Raw genomic sequence first — 21,878 nt, forward strand, 5'->3', positions numbered from 1 at the left:
CAGCGGAAGATGTCGGCCTGCCTTCCTCCCCTGGCACCTGTCATGAACACTTTCTTCACCCTCCACCTCGCGGCGACCTGGATGCTTGTCGGGCTGATCTGGATGGTGCAGCTCGTCGTGTATCCGCAGTTCCTCGGGATCCAGGAGGCGGACTTTCCGGCCTACCATTTCCGGCACTGCTTCCGGATCGGGCTCATCGTCGTGCCGCTGATGCTGCTGGAGGCTGGCACAGGGGCGTGGCTTCTTTGCCACAGCGAAGGCTCGGCCGTCTTTCTCCTGGGGGCCGGATTGATCCCTGTGATCTGGCTCTCGACCGCCTTGGTGCAGGCCCCTATCCACACCCGCCTGAAGAGCGGCCAGGACAGCCGCCTTGTGCGTCGTCTCATCCTCACGAACTGGATCCGCACGCTCGCATGGACAATCCGCGGCCTGCTCGTTAGCCTCACGCTCATGAACCACCACCTCCTGCTCTCCCTTTTCACTGTCGGCAGCCTTCTTCAGGCGCAAACCACGGTGGTGCCCGCTCCGCCGGCGATCCGCACGTCTGCGGACGGCACGGTGACTCTGAGCTCCAGCGAACCGGGGACCGTCATCCTCTACACGCTGGATGACACGCCCCCGGTGGCCAAATCAAACCCCTACCTGGCACCGATCGACCTGGGCAGTGGCGGTCATCTGATGGCGGCCTCCTTCACCACGGACCGTCGGGCAGTCAGCAGCATCGCCGAGGTCACCTTGGACCCCGTGGCCGGACGTGAGCCACTTCCCAGCACGCGCGTCCCGGTCACGCAGGATCGTAGCTGGCCGCAGTATGACTGGGAAAAGCGCCACGAGCTCACCAGCGCCGCGGTGAAGCGTGCGAAGCCGCAGATCCTCTTCATCGGCGACTCCATCACGCATTTCTTCGGTGGCGAGCAATTCGACAGCTACGCGCTGCGTGGCACAAACACCTGGGACGAGTTCTATGCGCCGCGAAACGCCGGGAACCTCGGCTTCGGCTGGGACAAGACCGAAAACGTGCTCTGGCGGCTCCAGCACGGAGCGGTGGACGGCATCTCGCCAAAACTCATCGTCATGATGATCGGCACGAACAACACCGGCAACATGGGCCCGAACCACAAAGGCACCTGCTCCGCGGCCGACATCGCCGGCGGCATCGAGGCCATCGTGCTGGAGCTGGAGAATCGCCTGCCCGCGTCAAAGATCCTGCTGCTGGGCATTTTCCCACGCGGTGAAAAGCCGAACCCACAGCGCGAGAAGATCGCCCAGGTGAACCAGATCATCGCCAAGCTCGACGGCTCCCACCATGTGACCTTCCTAGACATCGGGCCGAAGTTTCTCACGCCTGACGGACGGATCACCAAGGACATCATGCCCGACTACCTCCACCCGAACGAAAAAGGCTATCGCATCTGGGCGGAGGCCATCGAGCCCACGGTGAAGCGCCTGATGGGCGAGTGATCTGCCGCACCTGTCGCGCCCCATGAAACGCCGCGAGCTCTTTCACGCCAGCCTTGGTGCTGCGTGCCTCACAGCCCACGCCATCCACCGCGGCTACGCCGACCCCGCCTACTTCATGTATGAGGCCTATCGCGTGATGCCGCAGGCGAAGTGAAGAGCGTCTTCGACCGCTCATGTCATGCAGGCGGAGAGGGGGCTCTCGGAAGACGCAGCGCTCGCGGCATTTTGTGTCCAGCAGGTCGGTGCTTGCACTGATCCCGCCCGGATGGATATGATCCATCTCGACAACCACCTGACGCCATGAACGATGACTTGCAGCAGTTGAAGGAAGCGATGGAGGCCATGCGCACTGACATGGATGCCATGAAAGCGAAGCTGGAGAAGATCGGGAGGGTGGTGACCATCCACGAAAAGGAGGACGGGAACTGGTTTGCCCACATTCGCTGCGCGCGCCTGAATGTGACACAAGGCCCGGAACATGAGCGCACGGCCGTGCACATCGGCTATAGCGAGATGGGCGGCATGATTTGGATCAACCGCCCCGAAGGGGAGCACCGTCGCGCCGTTTGGGTGGGCATGAATGACGAAGGCGAGCCCCAGGTGAAGCTGACTGGCGAGGACGGCCAAATGCGGGCCAACCTCTTCTGTGAGCGAGATCATGGGACACTGGCCGTGCTGGGGCCAGACAATGCCGCAGGTGCGGTGATGCGCGCTCGTCCGGGCGGCGGCATGATGGCCGTGCTGCAGCCAGATGGAAGGGCGCGCGGGGTGTTGATTCACAGCGGGAGTGGCCCGAATCCAGGCGAGGAAGACGCGTCGGCGACGGAGCTGATCTTTGCGCGGGCCAATGGACAAACCACACTGAAACTGCGGTCCGATGACGGTGGCGGCATGGTCTTTACCGGCACACCCGATCAAACGGGCACGGCGGTCATGACGGCACGAAAGGGCGGCCCAGCGATGATTCTGCGAGGCAAGCAGGACGGCACCACGGTCAGTCTGATGGCAGGTGATGACCTGGCCCGGGTGTCCGTGAATCAAGGCATGGTCGGCGACAAGCAGGCGGAAGCCGCCCTGATGGCGGGCGCCACCGGCAGCTCGATCACGCTGAATGAATGTGATGGCACGAACCGCGTGGACATTTCTGCGAAACAGGACGGGGCGGTCCTTCAGCTTCTGGACGTCCATGGCAAAGCTGGCGTCGCTTTGAGCCACTACTCAGACAGTCATTCCAGCCTCGCCATGTCCGGCTCCGCTGCCCACGGCTGCGTGCGCATTGTGGCAAACAAAGACGCCGCGCTGCTGCGTGTTTCGTCTCCGGAAAACCCGGACACGGAAATCACTGCGGGGATCTACGAGGAGAAGCCCATGCTGATGATGCGGCAGAACAAGGTGCCGCTGGTCATGGCGGGGCAGACGGAGCATGGCGGCGTGGTTTGTGCCTACGGTTCTCAAGAGGTGCAGGGTGGGATCGCCTCCCTGTCTGGAGGGCCGATGAGCGGCGTGCTTTCCATCAGCGCCCGGGATGGCACGCAGTTGATGACGTTGGATGGCACCGATCATGGCGGCCGGCTCATGATCAACAACGACCTGGGTTTTCAGCGCATCATCATGGGCGTGCATCAGGAGGCGGCCTCGCTCGTTCTCAACAATACTGGCAGTAAGGGCGTGATCGCCGCCGCCCTCCCTCAAGGCGGCGTCATCAGCGTGTGCGATGCCGAAGGCCGTGTGACGCAAAGTTTGCCGTCCCCCGAGAATGAAGACGGGAATTAGGGGGGGAGGTGACCAGTAGGACTCGCACAACGCGGACAGCGCCTGGAGCGCCTCTTCATCAATGCCGCCGTTCGCCTGCTGGACGAGGCTCCAGCGGGTGGTCTTGAAAGTTTGCGGGAGCACGGCTGTCGGCATGCCCGCTTCTACCGGATCAGCGGCGGGAGGTCACAAAAAAAACGTTCAAGCGATGCTCAACCGCGCTTCTGCGCGAAGAGCCACTCCCAGAACTCGGGGTTCGCATACGTCTGTGTCCACGAGTCGTGGCCGACGCCGGGATAGATGGTGAGTTTGACCGGTGCGTTGATCTTCTTCAGCGCGTCGAAGATCTTCTGGCTGTTTTCGACAGGCACCGCGCCGTCTTTGTCGCCGTGGAAGATCCAGCACGGCATGGATTTGAGGCGCTCGGCCGTGACCCAGCGCACACCGGCACCGCCGCAGACAGGTGCGATGGCGGCGTAGGTCTCCGGATACTCAAACGCGGTCTCCCAGGTGCCGAAGCCGCCCATGCTGAGGCCGGTGAGGTAAACGCGGCTGGTGTCGATGCGCTCCGTCTTGATGAGATGATCGGTGACGGCCTTCACCCCGTGCGGATTCCACAGTTCATTTTTCGGGCACTGCAAACTGGCGATCACGGCGGGGAGTTTCTCGCCGGCGGCGATGAGTTTCGGCGGGCCGTGCTTCTTGAGCTGCTCCAGATCGCTGCCACGCTCGCCACTGCCATGCAGAAAGATGACGAGCGGCCATTTCTTCTTCGCATCGGCCTCGTAGCCCTCCGGCTTGCTCAGCAGGTAGCTGTAATTGACCTTGATGACGAAATCGCCGCTGAAGTTCTGCGGCGTCTGCGTGTCGGCGAGGGCGAGGGTGGCTGCGGCGAGGAAAAGGAAGGACGTTTTGACCATGCGAGCATAACGCGAGGTGGGAGGGACCCTTGCAGCGCAGGCGAGCGACGTGCTGGTCGCGTCGTAGGGCGGATGTGTTGGGCGGAAATAGTGCCGCTTCGTTCTGATGGGTCGTCGCCCAACTATCCGGCTCTGGGCGTATTCGCAACGTCCTCCAAAGCAGCCGGATAGTTCGGCGAACACGCCTCTCGTGCTGGTGAGGCTCAATGCGCCGAACACATCCGGCCTACGTTCAGCCCGGCCGTGATTTTCCCGTGCCGGGCAGGGCGCTGAGGAAGAAGTAGCGTGGGGAGCTGAAGAGATCGCCCACCTCGCGGATGGCCATGCAGAAGAGCAGTTCGTTCAGGCGGCTGTGCGCCTGGCCGTGATTTTGCAGATGATCTTCGAGGAAGCGGCGGAGGCGCTTGTTGGCGTTCAGTTCGGTCGGAACGCTGCCGAGATTCAGCAACAGGAGGATCAGCAGGACGCCTGCGGTGATCAGGATGGCCATGCGCGGCACCAGCACGCGAAACAAGGTGAGCCCGGTGATGAGCAGAACGGCGACTGTGGGCAGATAGCGGCTCATGCGGATGCAGCTTTGCCTCCATTTGAGTTCGCCGAGGCTGTCGCCAGTCTGCAAGGCGTGCCCGGCTTCATGCAAGGCGACGGCCCAGGCGCTCAACGTGGTGCCCTGGGCGATGCTGCTGTGCAGAAAGAGGCGGCGGCGGACGGGATCGAAGTAATCGGTGACCAGCGCGTTGTGCTCGACGACCTGCACGTCCTCCACGCCCTCGGATTGGAGGAAGAGCAGGGCGATCTCCGCGCCGTTGTGCGCGGTGGGGGCGTTTGCCCGTGAACCCTTCGCCATCATCGAGGCATGCCTGCCCTGCGCCCAGCGGGCGAGGGCCATGCCAGCGAACAAAACGATGCCGAGAAGGATGAAGGGCATGATTTCACCCTCGCAGCATTACGCGGGCAGGCAAATCGTGTGTTCGGCGTTCTTGCGTGTCCTCCGGGCGCATGATTGGATGGCGGCATGATCCGCTCCATCGCATTGCTCGCCATCAGCCTCCTGAGTTCCGCCTTGGCTGCCGAGGAGATCCTCGGCCAGGGCGAGTTTCGCTACCGTGTGGTGCCAGACTGGGGACGCGAGGCGCTGAAGCAGGTGAGCGTGAAGAACGGCCACGCGGTGGTGATCGACTCGCAAGGCCGGCTGCTGTTTCTCACGGACGATGCGCGGAACAACGTGGTCATCCTGGATGCGAAGAGCGGCGCCTTGATCAAGCACTGGACGGCCCGCATGCCGGGAGCGCATGGCATGAGCCTGGTGAAGGAAGGCGGACGCGAGGTGCTCTTCATCACCGACACGCAACTGCATGAGGTGCGCAAGCTGACGCTGGATGGCGAGGAGCTGGCGGTGTTTCCCTGGCCGGAAAAGGCGAAGCTGCATGCCGATGCGAAGGAGTATCGCCCTTCAAAGACGATTCACTTTCCGAATGGCGAGTTCGCCGTGTTCGACGGCTACGGGAAGGACTACATCTTCCATTACCGGGCGGATGGGACACTGGTGCGCTCGTGGGGCGGGAACATCGGCGATCCACGCGACCAGTTGAAGCACTGGGGGCCGCATGGCGGCGCCTTTGATGATCGCGATGGCACGCCGCGAGTCGTCATCGGCATGAGTGACCAGCAGGAGATCCGCCGCTTCACACCCGAGGGCCATTTCATCGATCAGCGGCCGTTTCCCGGCGGCAATCCGCGCGACATCGTGCCGTTCGGTGCCTTCACGATCATCCCGCATCTCGGTGATCAGTGGCCGAAGGACAAAAACTCGCCCGGCTTCATCTCCATCGTCGATTCGCAGTGGAAGATCGTGTCGAACATCGGCGCACCCGCCGCGGTGTATCAAGACGGCGTGCTGCAGCTGATGAAGAGCGATGGCAAAACCTTCATCCATCCGCATGGCGTGGCGGCGGACGCGACAGGCAATCTCTACGTCGCACAATTTGCCTCGCCCGCAGCTCCGCTGCTGAAGCTCGAGTGCGTGAAGTAGCTGCAACTTCGAGCCTGCGGGCTGGTTATTAAGCCCGATGAAAACAGCCCGCCGTCCCAAGGTTGCCAAACAAACGCAGCAGCGGAAAATGCCCGCCATGCGCCTCCTGGTCCTTGTTTCCGCTCTAGCCGCCACCGCTGCCGCCCAGCAGCCGTCAGGAGACAAGCCGCCTCCGCCTCCGTCACGGCCGGATGGACCGCCGCCACATCGCGAAGGTGATCGTCGTGGCCCGTCCGGCGGCCCGCAGGGGGGGGCAGGCATGATGCCCGGCATGGGGGGCAAGCCACGCGGCTGGGACGGCTTTGAAAAACTGTCCGAGGAGGAACGTGCGAAGGTGCGTGCGGCGTTCGACAAGGCGTGGCAGCGCCCGGAGGTGATTGAATCCCGCGACAAGGCGATGCGGGCGAACGAGGAGATGCGCGAGCGTCTGCGCAAGGCCCTGCAGGAGATCGATCCCGAGGTGGCGAAGATTTTGGAGAAGGTGAAGCCGCCATTTCCGATGGATCAGCGCGGCCTGCCTGAGATGCCGAAGCCCGAATCTCCGGAATTTGGCCGCATGGCCATGATGCGGCTGGCCGCGGAGATGATCGCGATGGCCCGCCCGGAGAGACGTGAGGAGACCCGCCGCTTCCATGACCGCATCATGCAGATGCCGCGCCTGAAGGAGGCGCTGGCGAAACTCGATCAACTGCCGCCGGAGCAACGCATCGACGCCTTCAAAAAGCTGCGTGAGACTTATCGTGAAGTGGTGGGCCAGGAGTTCGCTAAGCTCCGGGAACGTGCGGCCGAACCGAGGGAGGGCCGAGAGGGCGGGTTCCGGCGTCCGCCGGAAGGTGGCAAGCCACTGGAGCCGGAGAAGAAGTGAAACCGCGCCATCGGGTCCTCATGCGTCTGTTTGCTGTGCTGTGGCTGGTCATCGGTGCGACATCCCAGGCCGGAGACATTCGTGTGCGTGGTTCGATCGCGGGCCGCGTTGAAAATGATGGCACGATCCGCGTCGGTGGCAGCATCGTTGGCAAATTCGAAAGCGGCGGCGACATCCGCGTGCGCGGCAGCATCGCTGGCCGGATCGAAAGCGACGGCTCCATCCGCAAGAACGGCAGTCTGGTCGGCAAGGTCGAGTCCAACGGTGATGTTCGCCGAAGCGGGAGCATCGTCGGGAACATCGAATCGAACGGTGACGTGCGCGAGCGGGGCAGCATCATCGGCCGCGCCGAAGGCATGACCAGAGCGCAGGCGGCTGCGCTGTTCTTTTTTGAATTCTTTGACCTCCGATGACAAAAAAGCCCGGCTTTGAGCACCGGGCTTTTCATTCGGGAATCTGAGGCTTGAAGCTCAATCTCCTCCGCCGGCTTCCTTGCGGGTGTTGCCGGTGCCTTCTCTGAGCGCGGCCATGGCATAGTCACGATTGAGCTTGGTGATCCAGCGGACGCTGATCTCTTTCGGGCAGGCGGCTTCGCACTCGTATTGGTTGGTGCAGTTGCCGAAGCCTTCCTTGTCCATCTGGCGGACCATGCCGAGCGTGCGGCGGTCCTTCTCGGGCTTGCCTTGTGGCAGCAGATTGAGCTGTCCAGCCTTCGCGGAGACGAAGAGCATGGCGCTGGCGTTTTTGCACGCGGCCACGCAGGCACCGCAGCCGATGCACGCGGCGGCATCCATCGCGGCGTCGGCGACTTCTTTGCCGATCGGCAGCGCATTTGCGTCCTGCGGCGCACCGGTGCGCACGGTGACGAAGCCGCCGGCCTGCTGGATGCGGTCAAACGCATAGCGATCAACGACGAGATCCTTCACGACTGGGAAGGCCTTCGCGCGGAAGGGCTCGATCCAGATCGTGTCACCCGTGCGGAATTTGCGCATGTGAAGCTGGCAGGTCGTCGTGGCCTTCTCGGGGCCGTGCGGCACGCCGTTGATCTGCATGGAGCACATGCCGCAGATGCCTTCGCGGCAGTCGTGATCAAAGGCGACGGGCTCCTGGCCTTTGGAAATGAGGCGTTCGTTCACGATGTCCATCATTTCGAGGAACGAGGCATGATCAGGGATGTCCGGAGCTTCGATGTCCTGGAAGTGACCGGGCTGGCCTGCGTTCTGACGCCAGACTTTGAGGTGAAGATTGAGTTGGGACATGGGATTTAGACGGGAAAATTGAGTTTACGCTTTAGGCGCGACGCAAAGCGAGGGAGGTCAAACTTCAGTTCAATAACCAGTTTGGCGACAGAGATGGTTGCTCCATCGAGCAATTTACGAGCGGCGCTTCGCAAACCACCCTCATGACCAAACCAGTCCACACCGGCAAGAAACAGGCACACCACAGCCATTTCACGCTTTTCGACGCCATCGAATTGTGTCCACGCGTCCGCACGAAAGTCCCCGCGCTGGGCAGCGCAGAAACTGAGCAGTTCGGACTCGGATTCGCGGGTCATGAAAGACTAGCTTTGTGCAGGATGCGCAAGCTTTTGAAGCTCGTGAAATTTTCGACGCCCAAGCTCGCGGAGTTGGGCAAATTTTGCTGGATCGCTCTTCTGACGTGTTTTGAGCGAGTCGAAGATGCGGTTCAAATCGAAGCCATGCTCGGAAGCAGCACTACGTTTGAGTTCCAGCATCTCGTCGAGAGTGGAATCACCTGTGTTGAATGGTTCGTGCTGAGTGTTCATGCAGGCAAGTTTAGCAGTTCGAGCGGGCTTAACAAGACCGGGAGGGAACAGTCAAAACGAGCCACGACAGCCTCAAGGCGTCGCTCAACGTTCGGGTTGTCGATGTGCTTGAAATTGTAGGTGACTAGAAAATCCATTCCCCACCAGGATGCGGTGGCTATGTGGAGGGCGTCTTCGACTGCCGTGGCAGGAACAATGCCGCTCTTTTGCAGGTCCTCGGCGAGGTCGCGGATTTCTACCGTCAGTGGGAGGCTGGGAATGTCTTGCAACAGTTGGAGTCTTTTCTCCGCCAGATCTGCGCGGCCTTTGGAAGCTTCAGAGAGTACGACCTCTGAAACATAAAGCTCGAATTGTGACTCTTTTACACGCCAGAACGCCTCCGCATGTTGGCGGCGGAAGCTTTGGATGGAATCTGGCGCTGAGGTCCGCATCGGCGTGAGGTATCCGAGGATCGTGGTTTCGAGATAGACCTTGGGTTTCGGCATTATTTGTAGCTGCGGACGGCGAGGTGGACTTCTTCGAAGGTCAGCGGCTCCTTGTTGAGCGTGGGCTTGCTGAAGTCGCCGGTGTATTCCCAGGCGGCGGCATAGCAGAAGTTTTCGTCGTCGCGTTTCGCCTCGCCATCCGGGTATTGATGCTCGCTGCGGAAGTGACCGCCGCAGCTTTCTTCGCGGTGGCGGGCGTCGAGGCAGAGGAGTTCGGCGAACTCCATGAAATCGGCCACGCGTCCGGCTTTTTCGAGCTCAGGATTGCAGGCATCGCCGCTGCCGGGGACGAAAACGTTTTGTTTGAACTCCTCGCGCAGTTCGGGGATGCGCTTGAGCGCCTCGCTGAGGCCGGCGTGGTCGCGGGCCATGCCGCACTTGTCCCAGACGAGCAGGCCGAGCTCGCGGTGGAAGCTGTCCACGCTGCGCTTGCCCTTGTTGTTGAGGAAGTGTTTTGTCTGGGCGGTGCAGTCCTCCAGCGCCTTCTTGAACTCAGGATGCTCGGTGGTGATGCTGCCGGGCTTCTGCGTGACAAGGTAAGGAGCGATGGTCGTCGGGATGACGAAATAGCCGTCGGCGAGCCCCTGCATGAGCGCCGAGGCACCGAGGCGGTTCGCACCGTGGTCGGAGAAGTTCGCCTCGCCGAGCACGTGCAGGCCGGGGAGGTTGCTCATGAGGTTGTAGTCCACCCACAGGCCGCCCATCGTGTAGTGCACGGCCGGGTAGATGCGCATCGGCTGCTTGTAGGCGCTTTCGCCGGTGATGCGCTCATACATGTCGAAAAGATTGCCGTAACGCTCGGCGATGGTCTTCTGGCTGAACTGTCCGATGGCCTCCGCAAAGTCAAGATACACGCCGCGGCCGCCAGGGCCCACTCCGCGCCCGTCATCGCAGGCTTCCTTGGCCGCGCGGGAGGAAATATCGCGTGGGGCGAGATTGCCGAAGCTCGGGTACTTGCGCTCGAGGTAGTAATCGCGATCCGCCTCAGGAATCTGCGAAGGTGCCTTGCCACAGTCTTCCTTCTTTTTCGGCACCCACACGCGGCCGTCGTTGCGGAGCGATTCGGACATGAGCGTGAGCTTGCTCTGGTAATCACCGCTCACCGGGATGCAGGTCGGATGAATCTGCGTGTAGCAAGGGTTCGCGAAGAACGCGCCTTTCTTGTGCGCACGCCACGTCGCGGTGACGTTGCAGCCCATCGCGTTCGTGGAGAGATAGAATACGTTGCCGTAGCCGCCGGTGCAAAGCAGCACCGCGTCGCCCGCGTGCGCCTCGATTTTGCCGGTGACGAGGTTGCGCGTGATGATGCCCTTCGCGTGGCCGTCCACGGTCACGATGTCGAGCATCTCCGTGCGCGGATACATCTGCACACCGCCCGCGGCGATCTCTTTGTTCAATGCCGAGTAGGCACCGAGCAGCAACTGCTGGCCGGTTTGACCACGAGCATAAAACGTGCGGCTCACCTGTGCGCCGCCGAAGGAGCGGTTCGCCAGCATGCCGCCGTATTCGCGGGCAAAGGGAACGCCCTGCGCCACGCACTGGTCGATGATGTTCACGCTGACCTCGGCCAGACGATGCACATTGGCCTCGCGGGCGCGGAAGTCGCCACCTTTGACCGTGTCATAAAAGAGGCGATGCACGCTGTCGCCGTCATTCTGGTAGTTCTTCGCCGCGTTGATGCCGCCCTGGGCCGCGATGGAGTGCGCACGACGCGCGGAATCCTGGAAGCAGAAGCACTTCACCTTGTAGCCCAGCTCCGAGAGCGTCGCCGCGGCTGAAGCGCCCGCGAGGCCGCTGCCCACGACAAGCACGGTGTATTTGCGCTTGTTTTTCGGATTGATGAGCTTCGAGTCCTGCTTGTGCTTGGACCACTTCATGGCCATCGGGCCGGAGGGAATGTGGGAGTCGAGAGGCATGGCGAGAGAAAGGTCGAATGACGAATGCAGAATGACGAATGAATCAGCGGACGAAGCCAAACCAGACAGCGAGGACGATGGCTGAGTTTCCAATGAAGATCAGGCCGGCGAAGGCGCGGCCGAGGCGCTTGAAGACGACCTCTGTCTTGTCCGTGCTGATGCCGAGTGTTTGGAACACGCTGCTGAAGCCATGGCTCAGGTGGCTGCACAGCAGCGCCATGGCGATGAGGTAGAAGATCGACGCCGGAGCCCAGGAGAAGCCCGCGATCACCATGCGATACACGTCATGCACGGTCTCGCCATGCAGCGTGGTCTTGTAAGTCGCGTAATCGTTGCCGATGCGCACCGTGAAGTGCAGCAGGTGGTAAACGATGAAGGCCAGGATCGTCAGGCCGCTCCAGATCATGATGCGCGAGGAGGGCGAGCACACCTGCTGCTTGTGCTGGCCGTATCTGTCAGGCCGTGCGGCGCGGTTGGCTTTCGTGAGCTGCACGGTCGCCACGATGTGGATCACCACCGCTGCCAGAAGGCCCAGACGGGCGATCCAGACGCCGCCGCCGTGAAGGGCGGTCTGCAGCATGTGACCGTATTCATTGATCGCATCCGGACCGGCGAAGACCAGCAGGTTGCCGACCATGTGACCGAGGACGAAACCCATCAGGACCAGGCCCGTCAGGGCCACCAGGATCTTTTTGCCGATGGAGGAGGTGTAAAACCGTGAAAAGGAGTCAAAAACAGCGCTCATGGGAGAGTGGGCAGCCATCATGGACATACGCCGCCCCCACGCAAGCGGGGTGTACATTTTTCCTTGTGAACAACCGCTGCGAACGCGTCTCAAACGCGCTCCACCGCCATCGCGATGCCCATGCCGCCGCCAATGCACAGGCTGGCGATGCCACGCTTCAAACCGTGACCTTCGAGATGATGCAGCAGCGTCACCAGAACACGAGCGCCGCTGGCACCTATCGGATGACCGAGCGCGATGGCTCCTCCGCGTGGATTGAGCTTCGTCGTGTCTAAATTGAGCTCTTTGGCGCAGCCGAGTGTTTGAACCGCGAAGGCCTCATTGATCTCGATGGCATCGACCTGATCGAGATTCCAGCCGGTTTGGGCGCAGAGTTTGCGGATCGCGCCGACAGGGCCAAGGCCCATCACCGCTGGATCGCAGCCGACGGCAGCGCAGGCGATGATGCGGGCTCGCGGTTTCAAAGCATGACGCGCAACCGCCTCTTCCCCGGCCACGAGGACCAAGGCAGCGCCGTCATTGATGCCGGAAGCATTTCCGGCCGTCACGGTGCCGTCCTTGCGGAAGGCGGCCTTCAGTTTCGCGAGCGATTCGACGGTCGTGTCGGCACGCGGATGCTCATCGGCAGTCACATCGCCCACCGGCACGATTTCGCGGGCCAAAGCCGCACGACTGGCCGCGACGCGGCTTTGACTGAGCGCGGCAAAGGCGTCCTGCTCCTGGCGTGTGATGCCGTGTCTGTCGGCGATGCGCTCGGCAGTCTCGCCCATGCCGATCCCGAGCAGCGGATCGGTCAGACCATCGACGAACATCGCGTCACGCAGCGAGGAATCGCCGAGCTTTTTGCCCCAGCGCAGATCCATCGCGTAATGCGGTGCGCGGCTCATCGATTCGACACCGCCAGCAAGAACGAGATCGCTTTCGCCCGCACGAATCGCATCGGCAGCGAGCGCCACAGCTTTCAAAGACGAGCCGCAAGCCATGTTGACCGTGAATGCGGGCACTTCCTGTGGAAGACCGAGCTTCAGGCCGATTTGACGCGCCACGTTCATGCCTGCGCCTGCTTGCAGCACCTGGCCGAGAATGACCTGCTGGATGTGCGGGCGGAGTTCCTTGGCCAGAATGGCTTCGCCGAGGGCAAAACCGAGGTCTGTGGCACTGAGATCCTTCAATCCTCCTCCGAACCGGCCGATGGGAGTGCGCTTGGCTTCGATGATGTAAACAGGCTTCATGGGATGGTGGCGATGGTTTCGGCGATCAGTGGCTTGAATTGCATCAGATCGAGCACGTCGCGTTGCAAATCGAGTCCGGCGGCGATTTCGATGAGGCGCAGGCCGTCTGGCGTGAGTTCAAACACGGCGCGTTCGGTCACATAAAGCACCTGCTGGCCGTTTTTCAGGGCCGTGGGGCCGTGGAAGCAGACGTGCTGGATGTTCTTCACGAACTTCGCGTTTCCTTTCGCCTGGAAGGTGCAGCAGAAGACGAGACGGCGGGCGCTTTGCGCGATGTTCACGAAACCGCCGACGCCCGCGAAGCGTCCGGCGAAACTGGCGACGTTCACGCTGCCTTCCGCATCGATTTCCACGGCGCCGAGCACGGCGATGTCGAGCCCGCCGCCGTCGTAGAAGTCGAACTGCGATGGCTGGTCGATCACGGCTTCGGGAAAGTGGCTGCAACCAAAGCTGAGGCCGGATGCGGGAACCCCGCCCGTCGGGCCGCTTTCGACGGTGAGCGTGAACTCCTGCAAACGACCGGTTTCCGCCGCCACCATCGCCACGGCTTCCGGCAAACCGATGCCAAGGTTCACGATGTCGCCTTTGCGGATCTCACGCAGCGCTCGCGAGCCGATGCGTTTGCGTTCCGAATCGGGCATCGGCGGCAGCTCGAAGTGGCCGTCGCCGGTGACGACGAAGTCCTCGTTGAAGACTTCAGCGAAGGTCTGGTCGTGATGCACGCCGCCGGATGGGACGATGTAATCGATGAGAATGCCCGGAACACGCACCGCCTTTGGGTCAGGCAGTTGTTCGACGACGCTTTCGACCTGCGCGATGACGATGCCGCCATGGTTCTTCGCCGCCTGCGCCATCGGCAGCACTTCGCTGATCAAGCCTTCGCACTCCATGCTGAGATTGCCTCCAGCGTCGGCATAGCTGCCGCGGATCAGTGCCACATGGATCGGCATCGGCTTGTAGCGCAGCCAGGTCTGGCCATCGAGCTCGATGCGTTCGACCAGCGGCTCAGTCGTGCAGGCGTTCAGGCGTCCGCCGCCATGAATCGGGTCGATGAAGGTGTTCAGGCCGACCTTGGTGATCAATCCGGGTCGTTTGGCCGCGATTTCACGCGTCAGCACGCTCAAGACGCCTTGGGGCAGGTTGTAGGCCTCGACTTCGTTCGCCAATGCCAGCGCCCCGAGCGTCGGCGCGAGGTTCCAGTGCCCGCCGACGATGCGTTTGAGCAGGCCGCGATGCGCGAGGTGGTTCAATCCGCGTTCAGCCCGGTCTCCTTGCCCCGCACAGTAATAGAGCGTGATATCGCGAGGCGTTCCGGTTTCGAGAAAACGCCGTTCAAGGGCCCGCGTGACCATTTCTGGATGCCCGGAGCCGACGAATCCGCTCACGGCAACGGTCGCGCCGCTCGGAATGGCGGCGACGGCTTCGTCAGCAGTGGTGATGTGTGCGGGGGAACGCATGAGGGGAGGACTGGCAAGGTGCAACCTGTCAACGCCAGGCCAAAGTCTTCTTTGGCAGCTTGTTGCCATTTTTGCGAGTATTGATTCATACTTTCCATTGCATGGCCCGGACGAATGAAACATGATCTCACGCAAGATGCCGCAACCCGAACGCCTGGCCGCACCCGCAATCCTGGCAGCCATCACCGCCGCGTTGGCGACAGGCAAATTTCACCTCAGCGGAAAAACTGATCAGTGGATCAAGCGACATGACCTCACGACCGATATTGTCATTGATGCGCTGCTGTCTCACATTGCCAGCGGTGCCAAGGTGCATGCCAAGACGTATCCCACAGGCAGCACCGGCGTTCAGGGGAATGTCCGCCTGCCACACAGCCGCGGGGAAGATGCCTACTTTGATATCAAACGCATGAAGGACGGCGCTATGTTCCTGGATCTGTGGTGGGTTCAGGTTCATTCGCATGACACCGGCTATCCACCACTCTCACGCTGATAAATTTTTGTCCCCCCATGAATGACTCCAGATCCATCACCTGCCCCGCTTGTGAAGCGGCGATTATGAAAGCTGTGCGCGAGGACATGACCTACACGCTGAGCGACGGAACCAAAGTAGTTGTGCCGAAACTCGCCTTCCACCGCTGTCCTGCTTGTGGAGAAACCAGCATTCCGGCGGAATCGGCGAGACGTGCCGATGCCATGGTGGCAAAAGCCACCGAGCAAATGGCACCAGAGGAGGTGGCTGCATTTCTCAAGGCATTGAAGCTCGATCAAAAAACCGCAGCTCAGGCCTTGGGACTCGGTGAAAAGACGTTTCACGCCTGGGTGTGCGGCAAGCAGACTGTCTCGCGTTCAATGAGTTTTTATCTTCGGGCCTTGAAGGCCAATCCAGACTTCTTTCGCTTCATCCAGAACCGTGGCTGGCATGAAGTCCTGCCTTCGGTCGCATCGGTCCGTTCAACGAGCCGGAAGAAGCCGGTGACACGTAAACGGAAGGCGCCGCACAAGTCGAACCTCAACCTCTCCAGCCGCCGTTGATCTCGATGGTCTGGCCCGTCACGTAGCTGGCCAGCGGCGAGCAGAGGAACAGGACCACGTTCGCGACTTCTTCCGTCGTGCCGAAACGGGCGAGGGGGACGTTCTTGAGCATCTCAGCCCGGACGTTCTCAGGAATGGTGGCGGCCATCGCAGTGTCGATGACGCCTGGGGCGATGGCGTTGGCGCGGATCTGCTTGCGGGCGGCTTCGCGGCTGAGCACGCGCATCATCGCCTGCACACCGGATTTCGCGGCGGCGTAGTTCGCCTGGCCGAAGAAGCCCTGGATCGCGGCGATGCTGCCGAAGCTGACGATGGCCCCGTGGTCGCGCATGATTTCGAGCGCGAATTTGCAGCAGTAAAACACGCCGGAGAGGTTCACATCGATCACGGCGTCCCATTCATCGAGCCCCATCTTCGCAATGGTGCGGTCCTTGATGATGGCGGCGTTGTTGATGAGAAAATCGAGTCCGCCATGGCGTGCCTGGATCTCTCCCATCATGTTTTTGACCTGATCAGGCTGCGAAACGTCGGCGGCGATGAGGCTGGCGCTGTCGGTGCGGAGGAGATTCAGCCCGTCTGCCAGCGATTGCGCATCCGCCGTGGTGCCGGGCGTGCCGAGGTGATTGAGAACGACGGCGGCACCGGCCTGATGGAAGGTCCGGGCGACCTGCGCGCCGATGCCTTGGGATGCTCCGGTGATGAGAGCGACTTTGCCTTTGAGATCGATGGGGATCATGGAATCAAGGTTTTACGAGACGGCTTCCGCAGGATCAAGCTTTCCGCCTCAGGGAGGATCATTTGCCTCGGCAGTCAGCCTGTGGCATGGGACCGGCAGCCATGGTCAAAAAACTCCTCCACACCCGTTACCGGGTGAACGATCTCGAGAAGACGGTGAACTTTTACACGCAGGTGCTCGGCCTGAAGGAAGTGCGCCGCCACAAGTCGCCGCGCGGCTCGGAACTGGTCTTTTTGCAGACGCCGAACAGCGACGAGCTCATTGAAATCTGCAGCTATCCGTCCAGCGGGCCGGTGACTTTCTGCAGCGACCTGACCCACCTGGCCTTCGAGGTGGACAGCATTGAGGAATTTGCGAAACACTCCGCTGCGCTTGGTTATCCGCTCTCTGACGGACCGACGCAGAGCTCCAGCGGCGTTTTCGCCTTCATTGACGCCCCGGAGGGGTATGAGATAGAACTGATCGAATACCGGAAATAACCTCTTCCCACGACCACCCTCATGGACTTCGACTGGATCGGCGCCGCCTTTGACCTCACGCAACTTCCGCCGAAGGACATCGAGGAGTCGTTTGAAGATCCGTTTTCCCTCAAGCTGCTGCCCGATGGCCAGAATGAGAGCGCCGAGGCCCGCTACTACAACCTGGGCAAGTCGCTCCAGGGTAAGCCGGTGTTCAGCGTGTTCTGGACGGATGGGAAAAAGTACCGCGTGATCTTCGCGCGGCTGATGACGCCATCGGAGCACGACTTCTTTGAGCGCAAGAAAGCGGAAGACATCTGAGTTCTCATTTCATGCCCATGGACACCGCCCCTGCCGACTTGAAGCCGATCCGTGCCTGGCGGGAAGTGCCTGCCTTCGATTCCGAGGAGGCGGAAGGGCATTTCTGGGCCGCGCACCAGCTCGATGCACGCCTGATGCAGTCCTCCATTCATCGCGCGGATGTGCGTGAGTCCACCACGATCACGCTGCGCTTTGATCCGCGCATGCTCAGCCGCATCAAGCGGGTCGCCCGTCGTCGCTACCTGAACTACCAGAGCATGATCAAACAATGGTTGAGCGAGCGGATGGAGCAGGAACTGAAGGACTGAACAAAAAAGCCGCGCCTCGTGGACGAAGCGCGGCCGGCGGTGGCTGAGACCGGTCAAACCGAGGCCTTCAGTGCCGCTGAGGGCGTGAAGCGCACGGTGGAGGAGGCTTTGATCTCGACCGGTTCCTTCGTTTTCGGATTTCGACCCATGCGCGCGTTGCGCTTCACTGGTTTGAAGGTGCCAAAGCCGACGAGCATCACCGGCCCCTCCTTCAAGCCACCGGCGATGGCGTCGAGCACCGCGTCGAGGGCCTCCGTGGCGGCACGTTTGGTGGTGTCGCCGCCGAGGATCTTCTGCACTTCGTCGATGAGCTGGGCTTTGTTCATGGGGGAATGATGGGATTCGTTGTTGGTGAAGACGCGGGTCCGTTCCAGAATGAATGTGGCGCGGCCTTTTTTATGGCGTGCGCTGTTGGTTTCTCAAACATAAAACTCACCGCAAAAACATGGAGCTCTTGAAAAATTTCCTGCTTCCGCAATTCCAGCCGTCCATTGGAGAGGGCGTTTTCATCGCGCCGTGTGCCGTGGTGCTCGGTGCGGTCGAGATGGGCGCGCAGTCCAGTGCCTGGTATGGAGCGGTGCTGCGTGGTGACATCAACCGCATCGTCGTCGGCGCGCAGAGCAATGTGCAGGATGGCAGCGTGCTGCATGTGAGCGATGACTGTGCCTGCGTGCTGGGAGAACGCGTCACGGTGGGGCACCGGGCCGTGGTGCATGCCTGCACGGTCGGAGATGAGGTGCTCGTGGGCATGGGTGCGATCATTCTGGACGGTGCTCAGATCGGTCCGCGCTGCACCATCGCCGCAGGTGCCTTGGTGACGAAGAACACGGTGCTCCCTGAGGGTTCGCTCGTGGTCGGATCACCCGCGCGTGTGGTGCGGCCGCTGTCAAAGGAGGAGCAGGCGGCGAATGCGCGGCTGGCCCTGAAATACGTGGAGGTCTCGCGTCGCTACCTCGAGCTTGGGCTCGGTGCTGCACGTGCCGGCGCATAAAAACCCATGGTGCATGTTGCCAGCGGGCGACGGGCGGCGTTTAATCTGATCATCATGAACAAGGATGTCATCGAAGTGCAGGTGCGTGCCGTGCTGCCGCTGGAGGGCAGCTTCGCCGTGTTCCTGGGCAATGAGTCGAAGGTTTTTGTCATCTACATCGACGAATCCGTCGGCACCGCGATCTCCATGTTCATGCGCGGCGTGTCAAAGGAGCGCCCGCTCACGCACGATCTCGTCGGCCACCTGCTGATGGCTTTTGGCGCGAAGGTGGAGCGCATCATCATCAACAACATCAACGGCAGTGTCTTCCATGCGCGTCTGATCATCTCCGCTGAGAACGAGCTGCACACGACCCGCAAGGTGATCGAGCTCGACGCGCGGCCCAGCGACAGCATCGCGATGGCGGTGCAGCAGAGCGCGCCGATCTTTGTGGCGAAGAAAGTGTGGGACTCCGTCGAGGACGTCAGCGAGACGCTCGCCCAGATCGAAAAGCGCGGCCTTGAGGCGCAGCAGGCGGCCGAAGCCGCCGCCGCCAAGGGCGAGGAAGGCGATGAGGAGGACGAATTGGAGGAATTGAGCGACGAGGACATCAACAGCATCGCCGGAATCGCCAGTCCTGGCGGAGATGGTGATGATGACGAGTACGATGATGGCTTCGGCGATGACGATGACGACGAAGGCGAGGAGTGGAAGAAAGCCGACGGCTGAGCCCTGATGCAGGCGCTCGTGCCTTGCCGAGGGCGCCAGGAACTCCATCGCGGGCATGGGGGCCCGCATCACTTCGATCAGCGCCTCGTCAACGCCGCACGTAGTTGCAAGGCATCGCCGTGACCAGGGGCGATGTTGAGCGTCCGATCCAGTGCCGCGACGGCTTCTTGAATCCGGCCCTGCTGGGCGAGAATCGTCGCACGGGCGTATGGGATGCCGGGATCACGCGGATTGGCCAGTTCGCCACGTTGCAGGGCGTCGAGAGCGCCCGGAATGTCCTTTTGACCATTGCGGGCGAGGCCGAGGTTGTACCACGCACGTGCGAGCGACGGATCAAGGCGCACGGCTTCCTGCAATGACGTGATGACACCGGGCATGTCGCCGGTCTCGGCGAGGGCGAGGCCGAGTTCGTAGTGATACTCGCCATGGTTGGGCGCCAGCTTGATCGCATCGCGCAGTTTGCCGATGGCGAGCTGTGTCTGGCCGGTGGTGCTGTACATCATCGCCAGATCGTGATGGAAGGGTGGTGAGTTCGGGTCCCACTGGATGGCCTTTTCCATGTGCTGGATGGCAGCGGCGGCGTTGCGCCGTGAAAACTCGAACTGCGCGAGCTGCATCTGGCCGCTGGGCTGGTCGGCGTTGAGGTTCAGCATGTGCTGGAGGTCCTTTCCGGCGGCGGAATCGAGATGAAGACTGTCCCGCAGGGCCCAGGCGGCTGAAACACGCACACCACGCACGGCGTCGGTCAGCAGTGGTTCGATCGCGGAGCGGATGGAGCCGTCCTGGATCATGGGTTCCAGCGTGCGGATGGCGCTGCTGCGCACCAGCGGATGCGGATGTTGCAATTGCGCTGTGACGGCCGCTTGGACGTCAGCTTGATCCATCCAGCGGTCCAGCAGCAGCGTGGCGCTGGCTTTCCAATGCGGGATCTCATCGCTGCCGAGCAGGGCGACGAGGCCTTCGCGGGCTTCCGAGTCACCCTGACGAGCCTTGGCGATCAAAGTGGCCCGCGTGCGTGTCCTGCGGTTCATCTTGTCCCCCCACCACTTGTCCGTGGCTGTCAGCGCCCAGTCGGTGTCCTTGTCCGTGTGGCATTTGTTGCAGGCGTTCGGCACGTTGAACTGCTTCGTCAGCAGCGGATCGGGAATGGTGAAGCCGTGGTCGTGACGCGGGTGGCGCTGCATGTACACCGTCTGCGGCATGTGGCAGTTCACGCACTGGTTTCCGGTGCTGGCGGCTTGATGGAAGCTGTGCGCCTCCGGCAGGATGACCGGCGCGTTGGGAAAGCCGCCCTGCGTGTGGCAGCGCATGCAGAGCTGGTTGCCAGGCAGGAGGGTCTTCATGCTGTGCATGTCGTGGCAGTCCATGCAGCGCACGCCCGCGTTGTGCATGCGGCTGCTCAGAAAGCTGCTGAATTCGTAGTTTTCATCGCGGATCTGGCCGTCGGGATAAAACGTGTCGCTCTGGTCGGTGATCGTGAGGTGGTAGTGGTCCCAGAAGGACTCGCCGGGCGCAAAGTCGCCCGTGATCTCGCCCCGCCGCGCATGACAGCCGGCGCAGTTGTCGATGTGCTGGTCGCGCGTCCATTTCGTCAGCGTGGGATCGCCCTTCTGGCCGCGATGGGCCTTCTGCCACTCGTTGTGGGACTTCATCGGGCCGTGGCAGGCCTCGCAGCTCACGGTCATCTCCGCCATCGTCGTTTTGTAGCCGTCCGTGGCGGTGTCGTAGTTTTTGCGCAGGCGCGTGTTGTGGCAGGTGGCGCACATCTGGTTCCAGACCATGCCGCGGCCGGTCCAGTGGCCCCATTCGCCGGGTTTGCGGTCCTCGTTGCCATAGACGTTGAACCAGTCGCCCTTGTGCGGATCAAAGCAGGCCTCCATCGCCTGCAGACGGCCGTTTCCGCCATCCACCAGGAACTGCCGCAGCGGATCATGGCCGATCACGCGTTCGACCTTGTAAGGCGCGACTTTGTCGCCAAAACCCAGCGCGGTGAGGATGTAGGCCGCATCCTGCTTCGCCGCGGTCGTGGTCTGGCTGCCGTGGCTGAAGGTTTTCGCCGGCACAAAGGCCGGATCATCGAGTTTCGCGTCCGGATTGCGCTCCGCCAGGCCGTGATGCGAGTCCTGCCACTTCGCGAACTGGTCGGCGTGACACTCCCGGCAGGACTCCGAGCCGCCGTATTGCGCGAAAACGACCTTTTCGTCCGGCATCACAAACGGTTCGGCCTTCGCGAGAGAGATCGTGGGCGGCACCGGCACCGGCGTGTATTTTTTCCGCGGCCAGAAGGCCCACGCGATCAGCCCGGCCAGGACCAGCGTGATCCCCGCCATGAACAGAACCGCCTTCGACGACGATGCGGGTGTTTCAGGAGCGGGCGGGGCTTGTTTCTTCATGCGTGCGCCAGACTAGCCCGTGGTTCTCACGGCAGGCAAGCACGAGGATCACGGCCAAGCCATGCCTGTGCTGCCGCTGACCCGTCTCAAAAGCCTCTCCGCAGGTGAACCGCACACCCCTCCGCCCCGCAATCGAGTCGGCGGATTCACGACTCGAGTCGAGGCGGCGGGTGGTGGAGTGGGTGACCCCGTTGACTCGGGTCGCCCGGTTTTCGACCGGAGTCAGGGCCGGGTTCATGTCAGGTCGGCCTGCGTTCGAGTCGAGTCGGCGGTGGGT

General features: G+C 61.9%; 26 protein-coding genes. 13 read left to right on the top strand and 13 right to left on the bottom strand.

The genetic code is table 11. The annotated features are described in order from the left end of the window. The first annotated feature begins 42 nt into the window (after positions 1–42). The 3 genes from IAE77_RS08250 to IAE77_RS08260 all read left to right on the top strand — a co-directional run bounded on the left by IAE77_RS08250 (position 43) and on the right by IAE77_RS08260 (position 3,234). Positions 43–1,461 carry a GDSL-type esterase/lipase family protein gene (locus IAE77_RS08250; protein WP_294224561.1) on the top strand — a complete coding sequence of 473 codons (1,419 nt, stop codon included), beginning with the start codon at positions 43–45 and terminating at the stop codon, positions 1,459–1,461. A gap of 22 nt (positions 1,462–1,483) precedes the next feature. Next, complete coding sequence (locus IAE77_RS08255) at positions 1,484–1,615, top strand: hypothetical protein (RefSeq protein WP_294224563.1); 132 nt, start codon at positions 1,484–1,486, stop codon at positions 1,613–1,615. 146 nt (positions 1,616–1,761) lie between these two features. After that, entirely contained in the window at positions 1,762–3,234 is a 1,473-nt protein-coding gene (locus IAE77_RS08260; RefSeq protein ID WP_294224566.1) for a hypothetical protein, read from the top strand. A gap of 191 nt (positions 3,235–3,425) precedes the next feature. Here IAE77_RS08260 and IAE77_RS08265 read toward each other — a convergent pair whose 3' ends face one another. Together IAE77_RS08265 and IAE77_RS08270 are read right to left on the bottom strand one after the other, a co-directional pair. Next, positions 3,426–4,133: a prolyl oligopeptidase family serine peptidase gene (locus IAE77_RS08265; protein ID WP_294224569.1), complete on the bottom strand. Its 708-nt coding sequence runs from the start codon at positions 4,131–4,133 to the stop codon at positions 3,426–3,428. A 232-nt stretch (positions 4,134–4,365) separates the two neighbouring features. Then, entirely contained in the window at positions 4,366–5,061 is a 696-nt protein-coding gene (locus tag IAE77_RS08270; RefSeq protein WP_294224571.1) for a zinc metallopeptidase, read from the bottom strand. Between the two features lie 87 nt (positions 5,062–5,148). On the opposite strand from IAE77_RS08270, the gene IAE77_RS08275 reads away from it, so the two are divergent. From IAE77_RS08275 to IAE77_RS08285, 3 genes are all read left to right on the top strand, one after another. Then, on the top strand, positions 5,149–6,165 hold the full coding sequence (locus IAE77_RS08275) for a hypothetical protein (protein ID WP_294224575.1): 1,017 nt from the start codon (positions 5,149–5,151) through the stop codon (positions 6,163–6,165). A 97-nt stretch (positions 6,166–6,262) separates the two neighbouring features. Beyond that, a complete protein-coding gene (locus IAE77_RS08280; RefSeq protein ID WP_294224578.1) occupies positions 6,263–7,030 on the top strand; it encodes a hypothetical protein in 768 nt (255 codons plus the stop codon). 20 nt (positions 7,031–7,050) lie between these two features. Further along, entirely contained in the window at positions 7,051–7,443 is a 393-nt protein-coding gene (locus IAE77_RS08285; protein ID WP_294224581.1) for a hypothetical protein, read from the top strand. Between the two features lie 57 nt (positions 7,444–7,500). Here the strand turns inward: IAE77_RS08285 and IAE77_RS08290 are convergent, their stop codons facing one another. The 8 genes from IAE77_RS08290 to IAE77_RS08325 form a co-directional block, all read right to left on the bottom strand. Then, positions 7,501–8,289, bottom strand: coding sequence for a succinate dehydrogenase/fumarate reductase iron-sulfur subunit (locus IAE77_RS08290; RefSeq protein WP_294224584.1), 789 nt, complete (start codon positions 8,287–8,289; stop codon positions 7,501–7,503). 5 nt (positions 8,290–8,294) lie between these two features. After that, the gene (locus tag IAE77_RS08295) at positions 8,295–8,585 is read right to left on the bottom strand and encodes a hypothetical protein (protein ID WP_294224586.1); all 291 of its coding nucleotides are present in this window, start codon (positions 8,583–8,585) and stop codon (positions 8,295–8,297) included. 6 nt (positions 8,586–8,591) lie between these two features. Next, positions 8,592–8,816: a hypothetical protein gene (locus IAE77_RS08300; protein ID WP_294224588.1), complete on the bottom strand. Its 225-nt coding sequence runs from the start codon at positions 8,814–8,816 to the stop codon at positions 8,592–8,594. Continuing rightward, positions 8,813–9,301, bottom strand: coding sequence for a type II toxin-antitoxin system VapC family toxin (locus IAE77_RS08305; RefSeq protein ID WP_294224592.1), 489 nt, complete (start codon positions 9,299–9,301; stop codon positions 8,813–8,815). The genes IAE77_RS08300 and IAE77_RS08305 overlap by 4 nt, the downstream gene beginning before the upstream one ends. Then, entirely contained in the window at positions 9,301–11,217 is a 1,917-nt protein-coding gene (locus IAE77_RS08310) for a fumarate reductase/succinate dehydrogenase flavoprotein subunit (RefSeq protein ID WP_294224597.1), read from the bottom strand. Before IAE77_RS08310 ends, IAE77_RS08305 begins: the two co-directional genes overlap by 1 nt. Positions 11,218–11,260: 43 nt before the next feature. Continuing rightward, positions 11,261–11,962 carry a succinate dehydrogenase cytochrome b subunit gene (locus tag IAE77_RS08315; protein ID WP_294224600.1) on the bottom strand — a complete coding sequence of 234 codons (702 nt, stop codon included), beginning with the start codon at positions 11,960–11,962 and terminating at the stop codon, positions 11,261–11,263. A gap of 89 nt (positions 11,963–12,051) precedes the next feature. Beyond that, positions 12,052–13,194 carry an acetyl-CoA C-acetyltransferase gene (locus IAE77_RS08320; protein ID WP_294224602.1) on the bottom strand — a complete coding sequence of 381 codons (1,143 nt, stop codon included), beginning with the start codon at positions 13,192–13,194 and terminating at the stop codon, positions 12,052–12,054. Then, positions 13,191–14,651 (bottom strand): malonate decarboxylase subunit alpha, encoded by a 1,461-nt coding sequence (locus IAE77_RS08325; RefSeq protein WP_294224605.1) that lies wholly within the window; start codon positions 14,649–14,651, stop codon positions 13,191–13,193. The genes IAE77_RS08320 and IAE77_RS08325 overlap by 4 nt, the downstream gene beginning before the upstream one ends. Positions 14,652–14,772: 121 nt before the next feature. Here IAE77_RS08325 and IAE77_RS08330 point away from each other — a divergent pair, with 121 nt between their 5' ends. After that, the gene (locus IAE77_RS08330) at positions 14,773–15,144 is read left to right on the top strand and encodes a hypothetical protein (RefSeq protein ID WP_294224608.1); all 372 of its coding nucleotides are present in this window, start codon (positions 14,773–14,775) and stop codon (positions 15,142–15,144) included. A gap of 17 nt (positions 15,145–15,161) precedes the next feature. Continuing rightward, positions 15,162–15,686: a type II TA system antitoxin MqsA family protein gene (locus IAE77_RS08335; RefSeq protein ID WP_294224610.1), complete on the top strand. Its 525-nt coding sequence runs from the start codon at positions 15,162–15,164 to the stop codon at positions 15,684–15,686. Here IAE77_RS08335 and IAE77_RS08340 read toward each other — a convergent pair. After that, complete coding sequence (locus IAE77_RS08340) at positions 15,664–16,422, bottom strand: SDR family oxidoreductase (protein ID WP_294224613.1); 759 nt, start codon at positions 16,420–16,422, stop codon at positions 15,664–15,666. The genes IAE77_RS08335 and IAE77_RS08340 overlap by 23 nt on opposite strands. Before the next feature lie 101 nt (positions 16,423–16,523). On the opposite strand from IAE77_RS08340, the gene IAE77_RS08345 reads away from it, so the two are divergent. Genes IAE77_RS08345 through IAE77_RS08355 form a run of 3 tightly spaced genes read left to right on the top strand, consistent with a single transcriptional unit; the run spans position 16,524 to position 17,509 of the window. Beyond that, entirely contained in the window at positions 16,524–16,901 is a 378-nt protein-coding gene (locus tag IAE77_RS08345; RefSeq protein WP_294224616.1) for a VOC family protein, read from the top strand. Positions 16,902–16,922: 21 nt separating this feature from the next. After that, positions 16,923–17,201, top strand: coding sequence for a BrnT family toxin (locus IAE77_RS08350; protein WP_294224618.1), 279 nt, complete (start codon positions 16,923–16,925; stop codon positions 17,199–17,201). A gap of 17 nt (positions 17,202–17,218) precedes the next feature. After that, positions 17,219–17,509: a CopG family antitoxin gene (locus IAE77_RS08355; RefSeq protein WP_294224621.1), complete on the top strand. Its 291-nt coding sequence runs from the start codon at positions 17,219–17,221 to the stop codon at positions 17,507–17,509. A 53-nt stretch (positions 17,510–17,562) separates the two neighbouring features. Here the strand turns inward: IAE77_RS08355 and IAE77_RS08360 are convergent, their stop codons facing one another. Next, positions 17,563–17,835, bottom strand: coding sequence for an HU family DNA-binding protein (locus IAE77_RS08360; protein WP_294224624.1), 273 nt, complete (start codon positions 17,833–17,835; stop codon positions 17,563–17,565). 119 nt (positions 17,836–17,954) lie between these two features. Here IAE77_RS08360 and IAE77_RS08365 point away from each other — a divergent pair, with 119 nt between their 5' ends. Further along, positions 17,955–18,500 (top strand): gamma carbonic anhydrase family protein, encoded by a 546-nt coding sequence (locus IAE77_RS08365; protein ID WP_294224627.1) that lies wholly within the window; start codon positions 17,955–17,957, stop codon positions 18,498–18,500. Between the two features lie 54 nt (positions 18,501–18,554). Next, positions 18,555–19,208 (top strand): bifunctional nuclease family protein, encoded by a 654-nt coding sequence (locus IAE77_RS08370; protein ID WP_294224630.1) that lies wholly within the window; start codon positions 18,555–18,557, stop codon positions 19,206–19,208. A gap of 77 nt (positions 19,209–19,285) precedes the next feature. On the opposite strand, the gene IAE77_RS08375 is transcribed toward IAE77_RS08370, so the two are convergent. Then, a complete protein-coding gene (locus IAE77_RS08375) occupies positions 19,286–21,601 on the bottom strand; it encodes a tetratricopeptide repeat protein (protein WP_294224632.1) in 2,316 nt (771 codons plus the stop codon). Positions 21,602–21,878 lie beyond the last annotated feature (277 nt).

The organism is Prosthecobacter sp. (assembly GCF_014879935.1).
In the GTDB taxonomy this organism is placed as follows: domain Bacteria; phylum Verrucomicrobiota; class Verrucomicrobiia; order Verrucomicrobiales; family Verrucomicrobiaceae; genus Prosthecobacter.